Raw genomic sequence first — 23,304 nt, forward strand, 5'->3', positions numbered from 1 at the left:
AAATCCCCCTTAAAAAGGGGGACTTTTCGGACTTTTGCAAGAGTTCTCATCTATTTATCCAGATTTCACCTTGGCAATTAACAGAGCAATCACTAAGGGAGAATCGAAATTGTGCAAGGTAATGACAAACGTCGCGATCGCTAAATTGAGTTGTTTCTCCAAAACAATTCCTGATTGAAACCAAATAACTTGTTCTGTTGCCTGAGTAAAAGCTAAAGCTGCATTAGGCATGGCTCCGACTTTTTTCAAACATTCCTTTGCGGCCCAAAGACGAGTGGCAATGGTATCGAAACTTTCATTAGTTTCCCTGGTCAAAAGTTGAGCTAATGCCAGAGTTTCTTGCCCTAATAAATCTCTCCAAAGATCAGGATTTCGAGGAGTAATCATTTCTAAATCACAGGCAAGAGGGGTATTCGCTGTTATCGCCAAAGTTAGATCTTGGCAATGGGAAACTGAGACAAACTGACCGTTAATATCATCGGGTTTACCATCTAAACGGCGGCGAATTAATTCTGTTGTTGCGGTTAAATGGGCTAAAGCGCGATCGCTTCTAATTCGTGGTTCTACCGTCCCATCTTGATCAAAAATAAGGCTAAAATTGCTATTGTTAACTGAAGGAATATTTTCCCGTAAACAACGCTCTAGATAGGCTGGTAACAATTCTGCTAACCAGGGTGATTGTGGAGGCTTTTTCTGGATAATTTGTAGAGTTAAACCTTGCCAAACTTCTAAAATAGTACCCGATTCTGTTGTTACCCAGAGATCGTAAATAAAGCGATCGCCATCATGTTCCCGTTCAATGGCTGTCACTTGATGATTCACCTGGTCATTAACTTGATAAATAGTTAACTTTTCGATTCCAACGGGAAGAATTGTTGCATGGGGAATGCAAGCTTGTAGGGCATGAATAGCAGCATCTCTGGCACCTGCATCCCCTAATTTTAAATCTTGGGGTAAATAACGACTGAACCAGGGGGTTCGAGTATCAGTTTTAATTTCTGCAATACATTCCATTGCTTTTAAATGATGATAACTTTGTAATCGTTGAAAACGCCCTTGATGGAAAAGTAATTCTTTGTAGAGATGGGTTGGGGGATCGACATTCGGACGGGAGGATGGGGAGAGGGAGGGACGGGGAGAGGGGGAGGCAGGGGATGTTAGGCGACAGATGGCGCGAAAATGATCAATAGCAAAAGCAGTTTGTTCGCTACGAATAACAACTTCAATTTGGTTGGTTTCACGAGTGATCGCCGCTATACGAATGGTTGGGGGATTATCTGTCGATACGACAATCGGACGGTTAAATTGAACATTTTCTAGTTGAGTAATTTCTGTTGTGTCAGCTAAGGCCATTGCTACTTCGGCGATCGCTTCTAACCCCATCACCGCAGGAAAAATATATTCTCCTTGATAAACGTGATCTTGCAAGTAAGGATCAGTCGCTAAAGACAGTTCTGCTTCAACGACTAATTCAATCCCTGGATAATCTACTTTGGGATTTTCTAAAAAGCGTAATAAAGGCAATTCTCGATGACTTAATGTTAGGGTCGGGGGATTCCCAAAACGACCTGTTACAACCACTGATGTTGTGGGTAAAACTTGGCTCATTAATTGACGCAAAACGGCGATCGCCTGATCGGGTGAAAGAGGGGTAATACCCTGCTGCACAAGTGAATCAATGCGTCCTAAACGTTCTCCCATTCCTGTTCCTGACCACACTGACCAATCAATATTGACACAGTGACAATGAGGATTTTGACCCTGAAATTGGGAAACTAAATGGCCTAAAATATCGTTAGCTAAAGCATAATCAGCCTCACCTGGTAAACCAGTACGGGCGATAATAGAGCCAAAGGTAATTAATTGTTTAAGTTGGATATGGGGAATTGCATTGAGTAAATTTGCTAAACCATTAACTTTAGGGGCAAAAGTGTTAATAAAATCTGTTAACTCTAAATTTCTAATGAGTTTAGGTTGATTAACCCCTGCTCCGTGAATAATAGCTGTAATTTTACCCAATTTAATCTCAATTTTTTGGATAATTTCAGCAACTTTTTCTGGAATCGTCACATCACAGGAAAAGTAATTAACCTTAATTCCTGCTGATGTCATCCTTGACAAATTTCGAGCGAGTTCTGGATCATTTTTAGGTTCTGAACGTCCTAATAAAACTAGCGATACTCCCGTTGTTTTCGCTAATACTAAAGCAGATTCTGCGGCAATTCCTTTACCGCCCCCTGTAACCAAAAGTAGATCATTATCATTAACTTGAAAGTTGGGAGCAATAGAAGTAAAAGGTATTTCTAGGAGTTCTAGGGTTGGAGTACGTCGAACACCGTGAATATCATAAGTTACTTCTACAAAAGTCTGGGCAGTCTTAACTTCTGTCTCAATCCAATTTTTTGCCTGGGGATCATCAAAATTGAGATTGATCACACAGGTTATAATTTGAGGGTTTTCTAAAAAAAAAGTGCGAGCGAAACTAGCCGCATAATGATTATTCTGAATTAAAACAAAATGAGTTGATTGGGGATTTTGCAGACAATTTTTAGCTGACCTTAACAGAGATTCCAGAGCATTTAACGTCGGATTACTTGGCAAGCAAACTATAACTCCTATTCCTTCCCAGGCTTTAATTATTTTTGACAAAGCGCGGGTCAAATCATTATCGACTAAATCAATAATTTGCCAATCCGATCCCTCAAATTTTAACCTTGAATCTTGAGTTTTTTCTTCAACCCATTGCACAGTAAAAGGACGTATCCAATGGGCTACACCTGCGGGAAAATGTTCCTCTCTAGGATTATCTGTTACCAGTGTCAAATCTTCTAATGATTGGGCAATTTCGCTGACGCTGGCATCGGCATAATCGGTAGGTGAAATGGGAGGAGTTAAACCCAAATTTCGAGCCGCTTCTACAACTAACTGTCCAACGGTAATTGAGTTAAGATGCAGATCACTCAGAAGACGATGATGGTCGTGAATTGCGGCGATCGGTAATTCTGTTCGTTGAGCGACAAGATGACGTACACAGTCAATTTTTGAGGTTGCCGATTTAGCGAAAGGATTACCAACTATTACGTTTTTTTCGGCTTCAATAGAAGCTAATTCTGTTGGCTTTTGAATCCTCAATAATTCACTATCTCCAGCTAAAATTGGGGCTAATTCACAGGGATTGGCAAAAAATTTAGGTTGCCAATTTAAATCGAAGGGACGATGAAAACGGTTTGAAAAGACAACTGGATAGTTAATCTCTATCCCTAAACTAAACAGCCTGGCAACAATCTGAAATAATCCCTGTAAAGAATTGCTACTGCTATCAAGAGAAATTACGGGAGTCGTTAGAAAATCCTTGACTAAACGGTTTAAAATTTGTCCTGACCCAACTTCAATCCAGAGATCAATCTTTTTATCGGCAATGGTAACAGCTTCAATAAAACGAACGGGATCAGTTAATTGTTGTAAAAGCAAGGAAGAAATATTTTGGTCGAATTTTAAATCGGAACCTATTACGGTAGAAATAACTGATTTTTGTAGAGGAGAAAAGGTTTCTTTTACTAAATAGTCATTAAAAGGAGTGATCGCGTCTTTCATGAAGGGAGAATGGAAGGCTTGGGAAACAGGTAAAATAATTGCTTTTATTCCTTGATTTTTAGCCTTTTCTACAACTTGATTAACTGCATTAATTGCCCCAGAAATAACCGTTTGTTGTGGAGAATTTAAACCTGCAATGACTACATTTTGCGCTGCAATGAGAGTCTGTACCGTTTTTTGATCACTGCCAATACTGGCCATTGTTCCTGTTAATTCTCCTAAATTGGCCATAATTTGACCGCGCATTTTTGCTAGTTTTATTAGGCTTTCTTGGTTATAAACTCCTGCCCAATGGAGAGCGCAAAGTTCCCCTAAACTATGACCCACTGCAACTTCTGCGGTAATCCCTAATTGTGTGAGGATTTCTAAACCAGTTAAAGAGGCTGTAATGATAGCAAGTTGAGCCAAAAGGGTAGATTGCAGGGGTTCATTAATGGGTAATTCTGTTTGTTGGTAGAGGGCCGCGATCGCGGGAAAACGATGTTCCCAGAGATTGCCATTAGGGTAAACAGGGGCGGCTTGGCCAGGGAAAAGAAAGCCGATTTTAATCGTCTCTAATCCCTCTTTGAAAGATTTGATCCCCCCTAGCCCCCCTTGGAAAGGGGGGGAAATGAAGATGTTTTCTTGGTTAAGGTCTTGAGTATGGGGATTTTCTAGATAGTTTTTGAGGATTTTTAACTGTTGAGTTAATTCCTGGGGATTACGAGTAATAATAGCCGCACGTAAGGATAATTTATTATCTATATTTTTAGCAAGTTCGGCAGCTAAATCTCCTATTTCTGCTAGAGATAATTGGGAAGTAAATGTTAAAAGATGCTCAATTTTTTGTAATAAATCTTCAACAGTCGTAGCGGAAAATAATAATAATTCTCTATCTTGATAACTGGATAAAAGGGTTTCTTCTTTGGTAGTTAAAGCTTGTCGTCGGATTGTACTGGCTCCTTCAATGACAACATGACTATTAATTCCCCCGAATCCCATTGCGCTAACGGCGGCTCTTAATGGCAATTTTTCGGGCCAAAGTTGTCCTTTTTTTAAAATTTTGAGAGGTGCGTTTTCCTGTTGCAACGTTTCAGCAGGCGTTTGACATCCCGTTGTCGGCGGTAAAATTTGATGATGCAGAGCCATTGTTGCTTTGATAAAACCTGCGATACCTGCGGCGGCTTTGGTATGGCCAATATTCGCTTTAATAGAACCAATAACTGCTTGAGAATTTTCTGGGTTTACTTCTGTATTTTGACGACTAGAACTTAAAACCGCTAATTCAGTCGCATCGCCAACAACCGTTCCCGTACCATGACCTTCAAAATAACCAATACTGTCAATGCCAAAACCCGCCCGACGATAGGCTCGTTGAATAGCAAAGCGTTGACCTTCAACTTCTGGCCGAGTAAGCCCGCCGTGACCATCGGAGGAAATGCCCCAACCACGAATTACCCCATAAATGGGTTTGCGTTCCGCGATCGCCGTTTCATAGGGCATTAAAACCACAAAACCGCAACCTTCTCCTGGAATAAAACCCGTCGAACGTTGATCATAAATTCGCATTTCATCGGGAGCTAAAGCCCCTACTTTGGCAAATCCCACTAGTTCAAAGGGATCAATACTAATATCTACTCCCCCTGCCAGAGCCACGTCTAAATCACCACTGATTAACCCTGAACAGGCCTGGGCGATCGCCAACAAAGAAGAACTACAGGCTCCATCAACAGCGTAACCGCCCCCTTTAAGATCAAAATAATTACAAATTCGACCTGCGATCGTATTCGATAAATTTCCTGCTAAGGATTCTTCCCCAATTTCAGTAAAAGGAGCTTTAAATTGACTTTCTAATTCTAATAAAAAAGACTGTTTTTCTTCGGCATTCATTCCTTTTTGACTTAAAAGATTTGCCACCGTGCGACGGACGTAGGGCCAACGCAAACGCAAAGTGTTAGCCCGTGACATCTCTCCCGTCAAGGTATTACCTAAAAGCACTCCTGTTGTCTCTTTGGGAAGACCTTCACCGTTTTTAAAACCTGCATCTGCTAAAGCATTAGCCGCTACTTCTAGGGCCAACCAATGGGTTAAATCGGCTGAACGATAGGTACTACCCACTGTCCGAAAATTAACCCGATCAAATTCGTAATTCGTAATTAAAGCGGCTTGGCTTGAATAGATAGCATCAGGGGTATTTAAGTCCTCGGAAAAATAATCGGAGAGAGACAATCTTTCGGGAGGAATACGACGAAAAGCGCGGCGTTGAGCTAGGGCATTTTCCCAGAGTTCTTGGGGGGAATTGGCATCAGGATAGCGGCAGGCCATCCCCACGATCGCAATAGCAGGAGTCATGATTTTTACCGTTGAGGTTCGGAAACGAGGGGAATAGCAGAGGAACTAAATTTAGGCAGGAAAGGACTGGCAAACCATTCTTGAAGATAAAGGTTTAAACCCCGAATGGAACAAACAATGGTAAGGGCAAAAAAGAGTCCAAAAACAACATGAAAAGCCATTAAAATGCCATAGACTAGGGCGACAGATGCGCCAAAAATTATCTGATCTAAGGGTTTACTGGGAGTTGTACCTGGGTCTGTCACCATATAAAAAGTAAATAATACAAAGGCAACGCCCGTCATCGGCAATAAAGCGGGTAACAAAGGTGTCCCAAAAATATAACTTCTCACAAAAGCTTGCAGAAAAAATCCTCCTAGCCAAGCAATAATCATGGGCATTTTTTGGGTGAAGCGAATGTTTAAAAAAGTACCTGTACAAACAATGACTAAAGGTAATAACCAATCGGCCCAACCGTAGAGGTTTTCGGTGAATTGGTAAGGAGGAGAAATACTGACCCAGGGAAGTAAAATTAAGGTCAGAGAAATGCCAAAATTAGAGGGATTTAAAAAGTGTCGTACTTTGCCATTTATCTTCGCTTGAAAGAGAGCTTTAGAACCGATCGCCACTGAAGTCGCAAACATAATCGGCCAGAGTCTTTCGTTACTATAAAGTAACATGGCGATCGCTAGGGAAGTGATATGAGCAGGTAATAAGAAATCAACTAGGTTTTTAAAACTCCCTAAAAAACGAGGTTGAAAGTGATTAACTTTAGCGTCAATCAATTCTAATAACAGTTCAACACTATAACCTGTTGCTAGGGAAACTAAGGGATAGGCATAGGAGGCTTCAAAGCCAAGGAAACTATGGCCCAAAATAGTCAAAAAACTAATGGCGATCGCAAAACGACGTAATCCAGCTAGGCGATCGGGTTGTGTAGTAAGGGATTGAGTCATCAGTAAAATCCTCTGGAGTTAATCACAAAAATGCAGGAGCTTGATTCCGAAATCAGGTATTTTAATTGGATTTGGAAACCAAACCCCCTACAGATCAACAGAAAATTAATCCTGTTGATCTTTCTTACTTTTCTTGCCCCGTTTCTTTTCAAAAGCGGTTCCAAAACCCAGCGCAGCTAAGGAACCTAAAATTGTTAAAGGTTCAGGCGTAGCAACCTCTGTCCCATGCCCATCGGGAAAACCAGGACTACCTTTAGCGTGTTGAGCGGGGCCAGGGAAAAAGTCTCCTGGATCACACCCTGGACCAGTCGTGTTATAACAATTGACGCTATCGTCTCCGATCTGCCCGCGAACTAATAAAGCTCCATTGGGATTGTGAGTCCAGTTTGCTCCTTGATTAATTAGAGAAATAGAGTTTGAAAGTGTGAATTGAGAGCCAACACTCTGCGGAATAAAGGCGGCATCGAAATTAACATCAAAAAGAGAGGTAAAGGTTCCTTGCCATTGACCACTATCATCAAACCCCAAATTTCCCCCACCGAGAGCAACTGTGTTGTGGCTGATGGTCATGGTTCCCGTTGAAGGATTGTTAGCTGTAAGCCCAACGAAGACATCATAGAGGTTTCCACCCACATTGACGGGAGCAATGCTTTCTAGAGAGAGAGCCGTCAATTGAATATTGATAGTCGCGGAAGTACGCTCCAAAATACCATCATTATTGTCATCAAAAATTGCATCCTGTAGTCGTGTGATTTTAGTATCTGTGTTTCCTGGCCCAATCGTTAAACCTTTAAAAGTAACGACATCAATTCCTGTGCCAAAATCGAAGCTGGTGTTTCCATTACCTGGTGTGTGCAGAAAATCAGTACCTTTAATAATATTAAACGCACTTGCAGACTGAGGCAGTCCCAAAAGCGCGACTCCCAAACCTACAGCCCCGATTAGACTGCGGCTTAACAAACTAGATGAGGAAAAAGATGCCATGAAATAATGTTTCCTAATTACAAGTTGAATGAAATGACTAAAGATTTAGGGCTTTTTTACGCAGTTTGATACTGGATAAAAAGATTTCTTTTATTTCAGAACTTTAGTTGCCTAAATCCCCCGTTGAAGGGGGACTTATTTTATCAGAGAGCCAAGTACTAACTGGCAATGAAGCTATTAGTCAAGATCGACATTTTTGTTCGATTTAGCAAATTTGCTTTTTGCCCAAAGCCCAAAGCCAAAAAGAACGGTACTACCTACAACAGGAAGAGCGTCGGTTTCCCAGGGAACAGCAATTATTGTTTCATGGGTATCAATAGGACCATGTACTGCTGGACCAGGATAAAAATCTCCAAAACCAGGAGGAGGAGAAGTATGTGTGTTGGCATTACCATCTCCTGCTGGACCAGTAACCAAAAGGGCACCTGCTGGAGGTGTATGAGACCAGTCTGCCCCTGTATTAGTTAAGAGAAAAGAGGTGGAAACGGGGGACAAAGAAGAACCACCATTCACCGGTGTAAAAGTAGCTTCAGCATTAACCGTAAACTGAGAGGTAAAGGTTCCTTGCAATGTACCACTATCATCAAACCCCAAATTTCCCCCACCGAAGGCAACTGTGTTATGGTTGATGGTCATGCTTCCAGTGGAGGGCGTGTTATTCAAACCCACTAAGACATCATACAAAAAACCATTTACATTGATTGAATTGACGCTCTTTAAAGAAAGGGCCGCCAATTCAATATTGATGGTATCGGAAGTGCGTTCTAAGGTACCATCGTTATTGTCATCGAAAACTGCATCCTCTAGTCGTTTGATTTTGGTGTCTGTATTTCCTGGTCCAATAGACAAACCTCGAAAAACAACGTTACCAATGGGGCCGCCAAAATCGTAACTAGTCCCACCTGCACCAGGCGTGGAAAGGTAATCAGTACCTTTAAGAATATTGAGTGCCTTAGCGGACTGAGGCAGTCCCAAAAGCGCGACTCCCAAACCTACAGCCCCGATTAGACTGCGGCTTAACAAATTAGGCGGATTAAAAAAAGATGTCATGTGATAATATTTCCTAATTACAAGTTGAACGAAGCTCCTAGATTTAGGGGCTTTTTTTCTTCTAAGTCAGACTAGAAGAAGATTTTGCCGAATCGCCAAGTTGAACCGTATGCCAACCTGGAGATAACAACAAACTTTTTTGTTGGGGCTGTCTTTGGCTATTTCGCCATTGCACCTCAACCGATAAAGGAGAATTGGTAGAGACATCTCCTAAACCAAAATGCAACTCTGGACTACGCGCCCCCGAATGACCATTGCCGCCATCCACCTGGGACACCAGAAAACGACCATTTGGTAACAAAATTTTTGCCGTCGCGCCGATCGCCGCCGAACCTGTTGGCAACTGAAGACGCAACCCTAAAAACTGATTATGGTGGGGACTATCGTTGCGATAAAAATAGGAATCTTCCCACTGATTAGCAATGACAAAATCCAAATCCCCATCCCCGTCCACATCCGCCGTCGCAATACCACGAGTCACAAAGGGAGCATCTAACCCCAACTCTTTGGCAAAATCGTAATAACGACCATCCTTCGCACGGACATAGAAAGGATTCGGCACATGGCCACTCAGGTCATCCCCTGGATGCAACGCAAACCAACTAGTAGGATGGGGCAAGGCTAGATCATTACTCAGAGCCAACTCCTGTAATTCAGGCCAACGATCCGTTTCACCCTTGCGAAAACCTGTGGCCTGCAAAGCCTCCATTTCCCCATCATTGTCAAAATCACCAAACTTGGTTTCCCAACTCCAACTACTGCGAGAAACTCCCAAATATTCTGACTGATCCACATAGGGCGCGATTCCTCGTCGCATTTTCTCCGTTTCTCCCGTACTGGTAAAGAGAAAATGACTTTCTTCTAGGGCATACTCATCAGCAATATTGCTAACGTAAATATCGAGTAAACCATCCTGATTAATATCGGCAAAATCTACCCCCATCCCCTTATAGGAATCGTGACCCAAAACCTTAGAATTGGGAGTCGTTAAACCCTTTTCACCTTCTAAAAGTGCGAATTGCAATTGACCCGATTGAGAACGATTATGGAGTAGGCGATCGGGGCCAAAATCATTGGCAAAATAAATCTCAGGGCGCAAATCTCCATCTAAATCGGCGGTTCCAATGGCCAAAGTCCAGGCTTTAGCAATGTTTTCGGTAAAAACCCCCGCCACATCCTCAAATTGAACGCTGGGATTGTTTCCCGTCGTGGCCTGAGTCCAACGAAAAATATGGTTGGTTCCGCCGTTGTAAGCACGAGTCATGGAATCTTGCATTGGCGCAATATTTGTGGACTTAACATTGAGAATTTCTGAATTATCGGGAAAATAATTACCAATAATCAAATCACTGTGACCATCCCCATCTAAATCGGAAAAAGTGGCTGCATTGGTGAACCATTCTTCTCCCTGACCGACGGTTGGCACTAACTCCTGTGATAAATAATTCTCTGCTTCTAAGGTTTTTTTCTGCTGATTTAAAAAGGCAACGGGCGTTCTGCCCCAGTAGTAAACCAACAAATCTACCCGACCATCCTCATTCACATCATTTGGCAAACAACCCATAGGCGCGATCGCCGCCGCATCATAGCCGTTATAAACAGTTTCTAGGGTAAAAGGCTGATAGCGATCGCCTGTCCCTGGCACAGGAGCCACAATCACCTGATCTGTGCGGGGTTCCACATAACACAAATCATTGGCTAGACCATCTCCATCCAAATCATTGAGAGCGACTGAAGCTCCTACTGCCGAAACCCAAGCTGAATGGCGGGCTAAACTGGGATTAACTCCCCGTTCCTGTTTTTTGGGAACCCCTGTTACTTCAGGTAAGGGCAAACGGGTAAAGGCAAAACGAGAGGCGATCGCACTTTTTTCACTCTGAGACAAGGCGGGCAATTGGGCCAATACCAATAGAGCGAGAATTACCGTCACAGCCAAAATCCGTTTAGCTTGACCCCTTAAGAAAGTTATTAATTTTTTCATCTTGAACCTCGCAATCTGTTAATTTAAGTAGCTGGTTGCAATTAAAAATAAAATGTGGGATGGGCATCTTGCCTGTCCATAGGCTGGAAGCCTGTTCTACGCTCTAACAATTAATTAAACTTTGAACTTATTTTTGATACGCGATCGCCAAAACTCGTAGGCGGGTGTAATGTCATCAACAGGTAAATTTACCAATGCCTCATCCGTAATTACTGCAACCGCAACCGAAGACTGTTGCCAGATTAATTGACAAATTTGTTCTGTATGCTTAGGCAAATAACCCGCCCGTAAACGAGCCTTCGCCGCAAAAGCAATTCCTTGGGCTAAATCGGGTAAATAAGTTTGAGATAATTCCCCCAACTCCATCATTTCCGATGGACTTAATCCTCCCGCATAGGCAGAAGCTAAACCGACTCCACTCCATAAATCCGCCCTTCTTGTTTCAGAAAAAAGCTGGATCGTAGCCGCAATGCGTTTAACATCCAGACCCAAAACAAAACAAAGACTGCGCCCTAAACCCTGGTCAAATGCCCGCACCGCATAACCCGATAAATTTTTAGGAATGCTCTGTTTTTCTACCTGTGCTCGCCAATAAAAATACCCCTGATGGAAACCGTAACCATCGATCGCTAACCAGCCCAGAAGTGAAGACTGAGACTGAGAATTATCTGCACGATTCAAAGTTGGTAAATAACGAGAAATTCCTCCAGGCAAACGCGACAATGCCCAACCCATTCCCACATAGGCAAGATATACATAGGTATCTCCTGCTCCTGTTAAAAATGGCTGAAGCCGGTTCCCTTGCCAAGGCGTAAAGAAATCGGAGAGGGTCAAACCCATCGCCGCTCCTTCGTAAGCAAAACCTTGATATTCGGAATCAATGGCGTTTAATTCAATCACCAGTTTTTCTAAGGATTCGGCGGCGATCGCCCCATGATAACCCGTTAAAAAAGTCATCCCAATTTGTTCAACTCGCTCTTGTTTCTGAGGATCAGTAATCTGAAAACCCCGCCGAATTACGGTGACTTCTTCCAGAGAAATACCCAAAAAACGGCGTTTCACCTTTCCCCAGGAAATCGGTTGGAGAAAGGACGAGCTAGTTGCCGACGGTGGACTAAGAGGCTCAATAAGCTGGGATGGCATAATCTTAAAATATTTTGATGAAAAAAATGTATAAAATAGAGATGTAAAACTAAAACAAATCAAACAAACCAAACAAATCAAACAAATCAAACAAATCAAAACCCAGACATGGATTTTTATGTCCGATGCTGTACATTTAACGAACTTAAATTGTCAAATGCTTTTTAATATACAACTTGTATCGAATCCTAGTCGGATAAAATAGATTTGTCAAGTTTGCAAGGCTTAAAAAGCATTAAGTTATATGTATATTTGTAAAGAAGACTTCTAAATTAAAATCAAAATTAACGATTAATAATTACTGACAACCGTAATTCCACCGAGCCAAAAATGACCGTGGTAAAAACGCTATGGGGTGTGCTATTGGGAATATTGATTGCCTCTGGCGTAGGGATTGGTATCAACTATTTCCGCTTTTCTGCTTCCCTGCCGACGACAGTTAAACCTCGTCCCAGGGCAGCACCCGTCGAGGAAAATGTGGCCGCCCTAGGTAGATTGGAACCTCAGGGGGAGGTGATCTATCTTTCCGCGCCAGCCGCGATTGAAGGGGCAAGGGTTGAAAAACTATTGGTGAAATTAGGAGAAACAGTAGGACGGGGGCAAATTATTGCTATTTTAGATAACTATGAACGTCTTAAAAGTGCTTTAATTTTGGTTCAAAAACAGGTTAAAGTGGCTCAAACCCATTTAGCTCAGGTAAAAGCAGGAGCAAAAGCCGGTAAAATTCAAGCTCAAACGGCAGTAATTCGATCGCTACAGGCTGAACTTGAAGGCCAGATCGCCAGTCAAACGGCTACGATCAAACGTCTGCAATACGAATTACACAATGCAAAAACCGAGTGCGATCGCTATCAAAGTCTTTATGAAAATGGAGCAATTGCTGCCTCTCAACGGGATAGTATTTGTCTCCAAGAAGATACTTTGCGCTCCCAATGGCAAGAAGCTCAAGCAACGCGATCGCGGACAATTAATACTCTGAATCAACAGTTAACAGAAGCCAGGGCCACTCGCACCGAAATTGTGGAAGTCAGACCGACCGATTTAGCGGCTGCTCAAGCAGAAATAGAAACGGCCCAGGCAGGCGTTAAACAGGCCGAAGCTAATTTGACTTTGGCATTAGTTCGGAGTCCCCAAGCAGGTCAAATTTTAAAAATCTACACCTTTGCAGGAGAACGGGTGGGAGAAAAGGGCATTGTTGCTTTAGGAAATACTCAACAGATGGATGTAGTCGCGGAAGTCTATGAAACAGATATTCATAAAGTTGTGATCGGTCAAAAAGCCACTATTAAGAGTCAAGGATTATCCTCAGAATTAACGGGAAAAGTGACGGAAATTGGGTTACAAATTGGCAAAAAAGATGTCTTAGGAACTGACCCGGCGGCGGATAGTGATGTTAGGGTTGTAGAGGTCAAAATTAGTCTTGATGCCGATTCGAGTCAAAAAGTACGAACATTAACAAACTTACAGGTAAATGTGATTATTCATTTGTGAAACTAGTTTCCTAGTTTATCTATGTATGCGATTTAAAACTCCCCTGGCCTGGTTACAACTTAAATACGAAAAAATGCGCCTCTGGGTAGCGATCGCGGGCATCAGTTTTGCTGTCGTGTTAATGTTTATGCAATTAGGTTTTCAGGCAGCCCTTTTCGATAGTGCGGTACAGGTTCAAAATAGTTTTAACGGTGATGTTTTTTTATTAAGTCCCCGCTCCACGGCCTTGATCGCCATGAAAGGTTTTTCAGAACGACGACTGTATCAAGCTCTTAAATTTCCTGAAGTGGAATACATTGCTCCCATTTATTTGGGTTTTGCTCAGTGGAAAAACCCCGATAAACCAACCTATTGGCGCAACATTCATATTATTGGTTTTGATATACGCTATCCTGTTTTTAATTTACCCAATTTTGACGCTAATTATCAAAAACTTCAACAGCCAGATGTGGTCTTATTTGATTCTGCTTCTCGTCCTGAATTTGGTAATATTGTTAAGGATTTTAAAACCAAGGGAAATGTACAAACCGAAATTGATAATCTCAGTTCAGGTTCTCGCCGTACTCAAGTTGTCGGTCTTTTTCAGTTAGGAACCTCTTTTGGCATTGATGGTAATTTAATCACGAGTCAGCTTAATTTTTTGCGTATTTTTTCTCAACGTCAAAAGGGATTAATTGAAGTCGGTTTAATCAAACTCAAGTCTGGAATTAATGCTGATCAATTTAAACAAAAATTACAAATTGCTTTGCCACCTGATGTTATTATTTTGACTAAACAGGAATGGATTGATTTCGAGAAAAATTATTGGATGACAAGCACCGCGATCGGTTTTATTTTTACCCTTGGAGTGGGCATGGGATTAATTGTGGGTATTGTGGTTGTTTATCAAATTCTCTATACGGATGTAACGGAACATTTGCGCGAATATGCAACACTCAAGGCGATCGGTTATCAACATCACTATTTTCTCTTTTTAGTCTTTCAAGAAGCTTTTATTTTGGCGATTTTAGGTTATGTTCCTGGTTTTTTAGTGTCATCAGGTTTATATCATTTAGCTAAACAGGCAACCTTATTACCGATTATGATGACTCAGGAACGCATCTTACTGGTTTTTTCTTTGACCCTCTTGATGTGTTTCCTCGCAGGAGCGATCGCTATTCAAAAACTACAAGCAGCTGATCCTGCGGATATTTTCTAGCTGATATTTTTTAATTTTGTATTTTTTAAGGTTTGGCAAGGAACCCCTTGATTTTTATTCCGTCTCTGTTTACAATTCAATTGGTTTAGCCATTCTGCATTTTCAAGAGTTCCAAACCATGCTGTTTAACGTTCTCCATTCTTACCGACCTTCCCTTTCCCTCTGGCCTCTCTCCTTGGGCTTGCTGCTTTGGAATGGAAGTTTATTGCCCGCATTGGCAGATAGTGCAACCGATTGGAACCAGTTTGATGTTTGTGTAACCGACTTGACGACTAGCGGGGTGGATGGGAACCAGGCCAAGTCTGCCTGTGCGGGGGCGTTAATTCCTAAACAATTGTCCGAATGCGTTGTAATGATTCGCAATGGCTCTCCCCTGGAAGCGACTCCTGCGCTACAGGCTTGTTATCAAGTTCGTCGTCCAGTGGATTTGGGCAATTGTGTCGTTGATATTCAAAATAGTGTTCTTGGTGGTTATACTTCTCCTACCGATACCGCCACGGGTGTGAGCAGTAATGATTTATCTCTATTAGCGTTGAATTCTTGCCGTGAAAGTCTTTTGCCGGGACGACATTCGGAATGTGTGATTGCCTTGAGCCGAGATAATACGACTTCATCTCCCCAGATAGCGATGGACACTTGTCTAGCGGCGGAAGATTTCCCAAGAGATTTATTCCCGACCTATAGCCAAACCCAGGAAAAGGCGCAATAAAATAGAAAATATAATCTTGGCATAGTCATTGCTTGGAATTTTAGTGCTGCGGGTGACATCAATGTTTTTTTCCAAGCGACCCTATGTCACCTATTTGTTGATTGGATTTAACTTGTTGATGTTTGCCCTGGAAGTTAGGGAAGGGGGCAGCCAGAATTTGGATACCCTATCTCAATTAGGGGCTTTGGAACCGCTTCTGGTTCAGCAAGGACAACTGTGGCGATGGGTTACAGCCAGTTTTCTGCATTATGGCATCGGTCATCTCAGCATCAATATGTTGGGACTGTTTTTTCTAGGGGCGATCGCCGAGCGAAATTTTGGCCCAATCCGTTACCTGTTGCTGTATCTCGGTAGCGGCTGCGGTAGCATGGCTTTAATTACTTTTTGGTTTTTAAGCACTAATCAAACTAATCAAATCTTGGTGGGAGCCTCCGCCGCCATTATGGGATTGATCGGAGCAATGGCAAGTCAATACTGGCAGGACTGGTGGCATTTCCGCAGTCGTTTTGCTGCTCGGAGATTGCTAATCTTAGGGATGGTTATCAGTTTACAATTTTATCTTGACTTTCAGATTCCCCAGGTTAGTGTTGTCAGTCATGGACTAGGAATGATATTAGGTTTTTTGCTTGGTTTAATGTTACTCAGTAGCGAGTGCCAGCTTAATAACTTTGATTAATACCCGGCAAACCCAAAACAAAACTGGCCAATCCAAACACATCACGAATCGGCTGGGTTAATATACGAAATCCCTCAAAAATATCCCCTAAAATGGTGCGACTGACCACAATGACATCATTATCTTGAAGGGGAACGTTTTGAGAGACATCAAAGTTTTCCACCATGCCAGTGGGGTTCAGAGAGCGCGCAACCACTTTTCCCTGTTGAGGATCAAAACGGAGTAAGGTGACATCTTCTTTGAGAACGAGGGGCACGGTGGCGGGTAGGGACGCGACTGCATCCAAAAAAGTACTACCACTAGGCAACACCAAAGAACGGACTGCAATGCCAGTGGGTTGACTAGGAAGGAGAACTCGCACAGTCATATTCGGTTTAATCAGATTACTTTTGGCAATTAAGCGTTGATCATAGTCTCGATCCTTGCCGATTTCTCGTTTGGCAACAATGATGGTATCGCCACCCTGAAGACGCAGTTGTGGAAATTGGCCCCCCTGAAGTAAAGGTGTGTAGAGGTCAACTCGTTCTTCAAGGGAACTACCATCAATAAGAGTACGGCGAATAATCACTGATCGCAAATCAGCTTGTTCTGTTGTGCCGCCAGCAGTGGATAGCACAGTGCTTAAAACAGTACCGAATGGAAAGATGTAGTAGCCGGGACGAACAATTTCGCCGACAATCATTAGTTCAAGGGGGCGGGAGGAAGTAAGCACTGCACTCACCGAGGGAACATCCTGTAAGTAGCGACGGTGCAATTCGTAGCCAATTTTTGCTTCAATTTCATCTAATGTTAATCCCGCGATCGCCACACGACCGAGGATAGGGACTTGCACCTTGCCCTCATTGTCGATCACACCGGTAAAGCCAAATTCTGGAAAATCTGGCAGCGTTACCGTCACCGCGTCTCCCACATTCAAACGGTAGAGATTTAAGGGTTCTGAGGTTTTGTTCTCAAATCTGGGGGGAATGGCTCCTGGTGGGATAGGATCACTCGACCCGAAGGTATTATTGGGCAATCTCACTGAGCCAGGATTATTAGGCCCAGCCAGGGGAACTTGAGGATTATTTTGCCCCCAAACCGCATCGTTCAGGCAGAAAATACTGACAGATAGACCACAACTAATCAGCCCTCTCAATCCCAGCCGAGCTAAGGTTTCAAATTTTGTGAGAGTAAGTAATCTGAAGAAAAGGATCTGAACTGGTAGAGGCAAAGATTGGAACCAATAAAAATCTATCAATGTATTTTTGGGAGAATTTTTATACACGATGAAATCAGGGGACAGAGGAAAAGATCTGGGTTTCCAAGGCCGATTGTATGCTTTCTGCGACGGATTTTGCTAGAGATTCCTGCTCCTTAAGGTCACTAAAGGCATCCATCGGTATTTGCACGCTAACTGCTACCCAGGGTAAACGCTGCTGTCGAAGTTGAGCTAATTGATCTCGCCAAAACCATTGAAATGCTGCATTACTACCGCCACCGGGCCAAGCGTACCATTCCAATATGGCCCAAGTGCTATGATTCCAGGCCTGAAAAAATCGAGCTTGAACGTGACTTTGCCCAAAAATTAAGGTGCGCTGATCGGCAATTTGCCATTGATAGATCCGTTGTAAAGTGATCCAGGTAATTTCAGGTTTTTCACGATAGTAGGTTTGGGGCATCAAAGATAAAATCAAGGGATCTTGCCCCGATCTGTCCAAAAGTTGCACTGACCAACGATGATCGCCTAGGGGAACCTCTTTTTGTTCCAGGGTTTTCCATTCTTTCAGAGATAAACCCGTTTGACGAAGGTGGACAAGACGGGAAATTTCCGTGACGGGTGGCAGATCTTGCCAGGGCCAATGTCCTGAAAAATAACCTGGTAAGGCTCCTAGAATGACTAATAGGGTTAAGCAAAAGAGTATAAATCGCTGGTTTAGGGGAAACTTTACACCTTTAAGAGTCTGAAAATCACGGATAAAATTAGCCATTTTCTTCACCCGTTTCCCCCAGGGATAAATCTTGCCAATTTTGCCATTGTCTGTTTCTGTGAATCATCAGTTGGTTTAAAGCCACAATAGATAACAATAAAACTAGGGAGTAAATATCGCCTCCCAGACCAGCATGGAGAGACTCAAAGGCGGCTTGGTTGCCAGTACCATGAAAAAGACTGAGTAAGGTATTGCGAATGATGTTAGCTAATAAACTGAGAAAGGTGGCTCCAGCTAATAAAATCATCAGGCGATCGCGGCGGTGAAGTTGGCCTGACCAATGAACTAAAATTAGAGCCACATAAAGACTGGTAAACCACATTTTTAAACCGGCACAATAGGGCGCGACTTCTACTAACTTATCGTTGACTAACAAAAAAATATTTTCGACAGTGACTTTCACGCCCATATTCATCAAAAGAAAGCCGCAAACGGCTGCAATAAACTGTTGGAGCGGTAGGGTAAAGGGAACAAGAAGATAGGGAAGTGGATTGGGAGTAGCTAGGGCAATGAGCAATAGGGGAAAGGCATTTAGTTTGATTCCCGATAATCCTTTTAAACAACCCATGACTCCCGTTAGCACCAAGGGAAAGGACAAGTTAACAAACGTAACTGCTCCTGTTAGATAAAAAACAGAGCCAACTAAAAGACAAATGATGCCGACAAGATCAGCGCGATCGCCGAGTTTCTCCCAGGCAGTCCTATTTTGTCCAAAGATAATATAAGCTGCATAGGGAAAACCAAGCAAAGCATAACTGAAATATTCATGTTCCGTGCTAATACTTTTCTGCAACCATCCCATTAACCAATATTCTAAGATCGGGAGGTAAAGTATGGTCAGTAATCCTAGGATTAAAACATTTGCTCGATAATGTTTCACAAAACGTAAAGTAGAACGGAAAGAGGTCAGCATTTTAGAGGAGTGAATGAATACCAATACCTTTTCTATACAGTGTATCTGCGAATGTCATGATCGGGGAATTCGTATTATCCTCAGGTTTAAGTTGAGTGAATTTCCCACTAGACTAACGCGAACAGCCTTGATATCTCATTGTTCCATCCCCTGAATCTCCCCAGCCAATTTTTGTCAATTGAGGTAAAGTTTTATTAACCTTGTGGGTTAACCTAGGGTCGATAACCCCACTACTGAAATCTGAAACTCCTCTACCTTGACCAACGGACACGATACACTATTTAGGACAACGGTTATGCAGTGCCTCTCCTCATCTTTGTCGACTTTTCGGGATACTCGTTTAATGCTCGACACACCGTTAAGTCAGTCAGAGCTAAAACCCATCCATTTTCAGGCTGCCTTCGACGGTTATATGGAAATGTATGCTGACCTGGCGACGGTTGCTCATTACCTTGAAAATCACCAAAGCTGGTTTCATCATTGTGCTCAACCGATGAAGACGGAACCCTTGGGAGAAGATGGCTACGTGATGACCATTGGACAATTTGGCGCGTTGGGTTTTGATATAGAACCGAAAATGGCGGTCATTTTGGAGCCACCTCAGCAGGGACAGTACCTAATGCACTCTGTCACTTTACCCGATGAACCCTATTTAGGCTATGAGGTGGATTATCAGGCGATCATGAATTTGAGCGAGATTCCCCAGGCGCAGGCAGGAGAAGGTATCCAAAAGGTTTATCAAAAAGCCGGTTTATCTAGCCCACCGGAGAAAATCACTAAGGTAGAGTGGCAGTTACGCATGGATGTAGCGGTACAGTTCCCGAAATACATTTATAAGTTGCCTCAAAATTTGATCCGCAAAACCGGCGATCGCCTCTTGGTAGAAATTATTCGTCAAGTATCGCCACGTCTTACCTATAAGGTACAGAAGGATTTTCATGATCGTTGTAGTTTGCCCTTTCCCCCCCAAAGTAGCCGCCATTTCTATCGCATTAAGAGCAGTCAAACAGAAGAAATGAAAATGGAAGAGCCAGATTTAAGCTCAGAGGTGATGCTTTAACGCTAGGGTAAGACCATCGCCAATGGGAACCAGACAGAGGGAGATGCGAAGATCTTGATGGAGTTTGGCGTTTAGGTGACGGATGGACTGGGTTGCTTTGTCCTGAATGGTTTCGTCCGCCACTTTTCCGTACCAAAGAACATTATCAATTAGGATTAATCCCCCTGGCCGAACTAACTGCAAACTCAATTCGTAGTATTGGTCATAATCGCTTTTGTTCGCATCGATAAAGGCCAGATCAAAGGATTCTTGTTCGCCATTGGCCAAAAGTTGTTCTAGACTCGTTACGGCTGGCCCCAAAAGCACATCGATTTTTTCACTGACTCCAGCTTTTTGCCAAAATTGACGGGCGATCGCGGCATATTCTGCGCTGATCTCACAGCCCAGGATACGACCCTGGGGGGGTAAGGCCAGGGCGAGGGCGAGGGAACTATAACCTGTAAAAACACCAATTTCTAAGATTTTTCTTGCCCCCGTCAACTGTACTAATAAAGCCATAAATTGGCCCTGTTCTGGGGCGATCTGCATGTTGGCCATCGGTAATTGGCTGGTTGCTTGTCGCAGTTCCTTGAGGATTTCCGGTTCTCGAAAGGCGATCGCCTGGTAATAATCATAAAGAGAGGCATCTAGTCCCCAGGTTTGTTTCGTCATGACTGTTTCCTAATTTGAGGGTTGCTTCCTAAAAGATTTTCAGATTGTTTTAAACCTTTATTCATGATTGTTTTTGCTGGTATATTTTGGGTTTTAATCGCTAACTCTAATCCTTTTTGGGTTCTTCTGGCTTTGCGGTAGAAGATGTATAATAAGATACACTATATGAGGACGACATCAATGTTATTTTTTCTGGAAAATCTTCTGAATTTACCAAAAGTAAACATAAGAAATGTGATTCAAGAGGGAAAACAAGCGTTTTTAATACTGAGTTGTCAAGAGGAAGAAGTCAAATGTAATTATTGTGGTAGCTTAACGGATGAATTACATCAGACGAACAGTGTATTAGTAAGGGACTTGTCTATCTCTGGTCAAATGGTATATCTGAAAGTCCCTCGTCGTAAATTTTACTGTAAAGATTGTCAAAGGTTTTTTACAGAAAATCTAGAATTTATGGAAGCCCGTAGGAAATACACAGTGAGGTATGAAGAATATATTTATGGACGAGTAAATGTGAGCAGTGTGGAACAAGTAGGTAGAGAGGAATCTCTATCATGGGATCAAGTGAATGGAATTTACCAACGTCAATGTGAAGCTAAAAAAAAAGATTGGCAAGGAGTAAAACACCTCGGGATGGATGAAATAGCGAAACGAAAAGGTCATCAGAATTTTGTAACAGTGTTAGGAGATATAGAGAAAGGAGAATTAATAGAAGTGATAGATAGTCATCAACAAGATAAAATCATCGAAGTGCTGATGAAGAAAGAATTAGAGGTGAGGGAAGGAGTAGAACAAGTGAGTGTAGATATGTGGGGAGGATTTCCTAAAGTAATAGAAAAAGTATTTCCGAATGCAGTAATTGTAACAGATAGATTTCATGTAATGAAGGCGTTGAATGAAGAATTGAATAAAATCCGTAAACAGACAAAATTGAATGTAAAAATCAAGGGAGAAAAGTGGCTATTATTAAAAAATAAAGAAGACCTAAAAGAGGAAGAGTTAGAAAAACTAGAATTGGTGTTAAAGCAATCTGCTCGTTTGCGTAAAGCGTATGAATATAAAGAGTCATTTAGAGAGATATATGAAAAAGTAAATGATAAGGAAGAAGGAAGATTAAAATTTACAGAATGGTTAGAGAATGCAAAGAGCATTTATACAGATGTAATTAGCACAATTCGTAGGAATTTGGACTCTATTTGTAACTACTTTTTGAGTCGAACGACGAATGGGGCAATGGAAGGCATCAATAATCGTCTTAAACTAATCAAGCGTCAAGCTTATGGATTTATGAACTTTGATAATATGCGAAATCGTTTTTTAGCTTGCTTTTCATGATAAGCTTTAATTATCACTCTTTGTTCAGGAGAACCCCTTTTTGATAAATATTTTTAGCTAATTGGGGTAATCCAATTTCGAGATAAGTATCTCCTAATAATTGATAAACGGTTACTTCGCTACTGCCTTGATTAACAAGTTCTTCTAATACGTTAATTGCATTGTCATACAACTTATAACCGCGATATAAGTAAGCTAAAATTAGTCCTTTTTCGGTTGGAGATAAAGGTTGTTTTTGAATTTTTTCAACGGCTTCTAAAACTGTTTTCTTCGTCTGTTCATCTGATACATTAAAGCCTACTTCTGTTTCTTGTTGAGAAGATAAGCCTTGGTCTGTTGTTACTGTCACCCAATATCGTGTTTCTGGTTGTAAAGGGCGATCGCCTGAATAAATAATTTTATTTTGGTTAGTTTGGTTTGTCCAACTAAACCCATCTGTCTCGATTTTGACGATATAATAAGCGGCTCCTGGTACAGCATTCCAGCGTATGTGAGGGCGATCGCTGATAATATCAGTTTCACGGGGAGTAATAAGATAGGGCAGTTTTGCTAAGGCGGCTTCGGTTTTACCGACAGGACGAAGAGTATCATTATTGCTATTAGGAAGACGAATCACTGTTTTACTTGAAGGACAGCCTTGAGAAACTTTATATTTGCCTGGTTTTACTATCCAAATACTCAAATCACTACAATAAATTTTAACAGAAGCTTTGGCGGGTATATCGAGTGTATCGTCTGAATTTAGGGATAGTCCCACAAAAGCAGTTTGAGGTTTTTTCCAGTTTTTATTGTTAACTAAAACTTTACCTTTGACTTGTAAAATAGCGTGAACAGAGGCGTTTTGACTGAGGCTTGCTGTTGACAATCCACAAGTAATCAAAATTAAGGAAATAAAAGTCAAAGTTTTAAAGGCATTATTCATACATAACCTGAAGATTATTGTAGGGTCGCAAGGCTTGCGCCCAAAAGTTAAGGACTGGTCGGCAAATTAGGTAAAAATAACTTCACTAATCCCGCCATCAATGCGGCAACAATAGCGACAAAAATGGTGCGATTAGCAAATTCAATATTATCCAGTCTTTTATTAACTCCTGTTAATTCACCTTTAACATTTGCCAAATCAACTCTTAAATCATTCACCTCCTCAGACAATTTATCTATCTTGCCGTTAACTTGTTCAGATAATTTGTCTATCTTACCGTTAACTTCTTTAAATTGTGCTGAAATAAAGTCTTTTAATTCTTTGATTTCATTGTCTGTCAGGGTTGCCATTTCTGAAGTCTCCT

General features: G+C 42.0%; 18 protein-coding genes. 6 read left to right on the forward strand and 12 right to left on the reverse strand.

The genetic code is table 11. The annotated features are described in order from the left end of the window. Positions 1 to 54 precede the first annotated feature (54 nt). From KA717_09025 to KA717_09050, 6 genes are all read right to left on the reverse strand, one after another. Positions 55 to 5,925 carry a type I polyketide synthase gene (locus tag KA717_09025; protein ID UXE62827.1) on the reverse strand — a complete coding sequence of 1,957 codons (5,871 nt, stop codon included), beginning with the start codon at positions 5,923 to 5,925 and terminating at the stop codon, positions 55 to 57. A gap of 5 nt (positions 5,926 to 5,930) precedes the next feature. Then, the gene (locus KA717_09030) at positions 5,931 to 6,860 is read right to left on the reverse strand and encodes a hypothetical protein (protein UXE62828.1); all 930 of its coding nucleotides are present in this window, start codon (positions 6,858 to 6,860) and stop codon (positions 5,931 to 5,933) included. 105 nt (positions 6,861 to 6,965) lie between these two features. Beyond that, positions 6,966 to 7,772, reverse strand: coding sequence for a PEP-CTERM sorting domain-containing protein (locus tag KA717_09035; GenBank protein ID UXE62829.1), 807 nt, complete (start codon positions 7,770 to 7,772; stop codon positions 6,966 to 6,968). Between the two features lie 249 nt (positions 7,773 to 8,021). Continuing rightward, positions 8,022 to 8,819, reverse strand: a complete 798-nt coding sequence (locus tag KA717_09040; GenBank protein UXE62830.1) for a hypothetical protein — start codon at positions 8,817 to 8,819, stop codon at positions 8,022 to 8,024. Between the two features lie 136 nt (positions 8,820 to 8,955). Continuing rightward, complete coding sequence (locus KA717_09045; GenBank protein ID UXE62831.1) at positions 8,956 to 10,875, reverse strand: CRTAC1 family protein; 1,920 nt, start codon at positions 10,873 to 10,875, stop codon at positions 8,956 to 8,958. A gap of 114 nt (positions 10,876 to 10,989) precedes the next feature. Then, positions 10,990 to 12,018 (reverse strand): DUF1702 family protein, encoded by a 1,029-nt coding sequence (locus KA717_09050; protein ID UXE62832.1) that lies wholly within the window; start codon positions 12,016 to 12,018, stop codon positions 10,990 to 10,992. Between the two features lie 330 nt (positions 12,019 to 12,348). Between KA717_09050 and KA717_09055 the strand changes: the two genes are divergently transcribed. From KA717_09055 to KA717_09070, 4 genes are all read left to right on the forward strand, one after another. After that, entirely contained in the window at positions 12,349 to 13,509 is a 1,161-nt protein-coding gene (locus KA717_09055; protein UXE62833.1) for an ABC exporter membrane fusion protein, read from the forward strand. Positions 13,510 to 13,534: 25 nt separating this feature from the next. Continuing rightward, on the forward strand, positions 13,535 to 14,707 hold the full coding sequence (devC, locus tag KA717_09060) for an ABC transporter permease DevC (protein UXE62834.1): 1,173 nt from the start codon (positions 13,535 to 13,537) through the stop codon (positions 14,705 to 14,707). Positions 14,708 to 14,825: 118 nt separating this feature from the next. Continuing rightward, positions 14,826 to 15,416 carry a hypothetical protein gene (locus KA717_09065; protein UXE62835.1) on the forward strand — a complete coding sequence of 197 codons (591 nt, stop codon included), beginning with the start codon at positions 14,826 to 14,828 and terminating at the stop codon, positions 15,414 to 15,416. Positions 15,417 to 15,477: 61 nt separating this feature from the next. Continuing rightward, positions 15,478 to 16,092 (forward strand): rhomboid family intramembrane serine protease, encoded by a 615-nt coding sequence (locus KA717_09070; GenBank protein UXE62836.1) that lies wholly within the window; start codon positions 15,478 to 15,480, stop codon positions 16,090 to 16,092. Here the strand turns inward: KA717_09070 and KA717_09075 are convergent. The 3 genes from KA717_09075 to crtB form a co-directional block, all read right to left on the reverse strand. Next, positions 16,076 to 17,002: a polysaccharide biosynthesis/export family protein gene (locus KA717_09075; GenBank protein ID UXE64602.1), complete on the reverse strand. Its 927-nt coding sequence runs from the start codon at positions 17,000 to 17,002 to the stop codon at positions 16,076 to 16,078. The genes KA717_09070 and KA717_09075 overlap by 17 nt on opposite strands. Before the next feature lie 361 nt (positions 17,003 to 17,363). Then, positions 17,364 to 18,059, reverse strand: coding sequence for a cyanoexosortase B system-associated protein (locus tag KA717_09080; protein UXE62837.1), 696 nt, complete (start codon positions 18,057 to 18,059; stop codon positions 17,364 to 17,366). Continuing rightward, complete coding sequence (crtB, locus tag KA717_09085; protein UXE62838.1) at positions 18,052 to 18,861, reverse strand: cyanoexosortase B; 810 nt, start codon at positions 18,859 to 18,861, stop codon at positions 18,052 to 18,054. Before crtB ends, KA717_09080 begins: the two co-directional genes overlap by 8 nt. A gap of 454 nt (positions 18,862 to 19,315) precedes the next feature. Between crtB and KA717_09090 the strand changes: the two genes are divergently transcribed. Then, on the forward strand, positions 19,316 to 20,032 hold the full coding sequence (locus tag KA717_09090; protein UXE62839.1) for a DUF1997 domain-containing protein: 717 nt from the start codon (positions 19,316 to 19,318) through the stop codon (positions 20,030 to 20,032). On the opposite strand, the gene KA717_09095 is transcribed toward KA717_09090, so the two are convergent. Next, entirely contained in the window at positions 20,015 to 20,683 is a 669-nt protein-coding gene (locus KA717_09095; GenBank protein ID UXE62840.1) for a class I SAM-dependent methyltransferase, read from the reverse strand. The two genes, KA717_09090 and KA717_09095, sit on opposite strands and share 18 nt — an antisense overlap. A gap of 180 nt (positions 20,684 to 20,863) precedes the next feature. Between KA717_09095 and KA717_09100 the strand changes: the two genes are divergently transcribed. Then, positions 20,864 to 22,018, forward strand: a complete 1,155-nt coding sequence (locus KA717_09100) for an ISL3 family transposase (protein ID UXE62841.1) — start codon at positions 20,864 to 20,866, stop codon at positions 22,016 to 22,018. 13 nt (positions 22,019 to 22,031) lie between these two features. Here the strand turns inward: KA717_09100 and KA717_09105 are convergent, their stop codons facing one another. Further along, the gene (locus KA717_09105; GenBank protein UXE62842.1) at positions 22,032 to 22,940 is read right to left on the reverse strand and encodes a hypothetical protein; all 909 of its coding nucleotides are present in this window, start codon (positions 22,938 to 22,940) and stop codon (positions 22,032 to 22,034) included. Between the two features lie 47 nt (positions 22,941 to 22,987). Beyond that, positions 22,988 to 23,290: a hypothetical protein gene (locus KA717_09110; protein ID UXE62843.1), complete on the reverse strand. Its 303-nt coding sequence runs from the start codon at positions 23,288 to 23,290 to the stop codon at positions 22,988 to 22,990. Positions 23,291 to 23,304: the final 14 nt, after the last annotated feature.

The sequence above is a fragment of the Woronichinia naegeliana WA131 genome, from assembly GCA_025370055.1.
Classification (GTDB): domain Bacteria; phylum Cyanobacteriota; class Cyanobacteriia; order Cyanobacteriales; family Microcystaceae; genus Woronichinia; species Woronichinia naegeliana.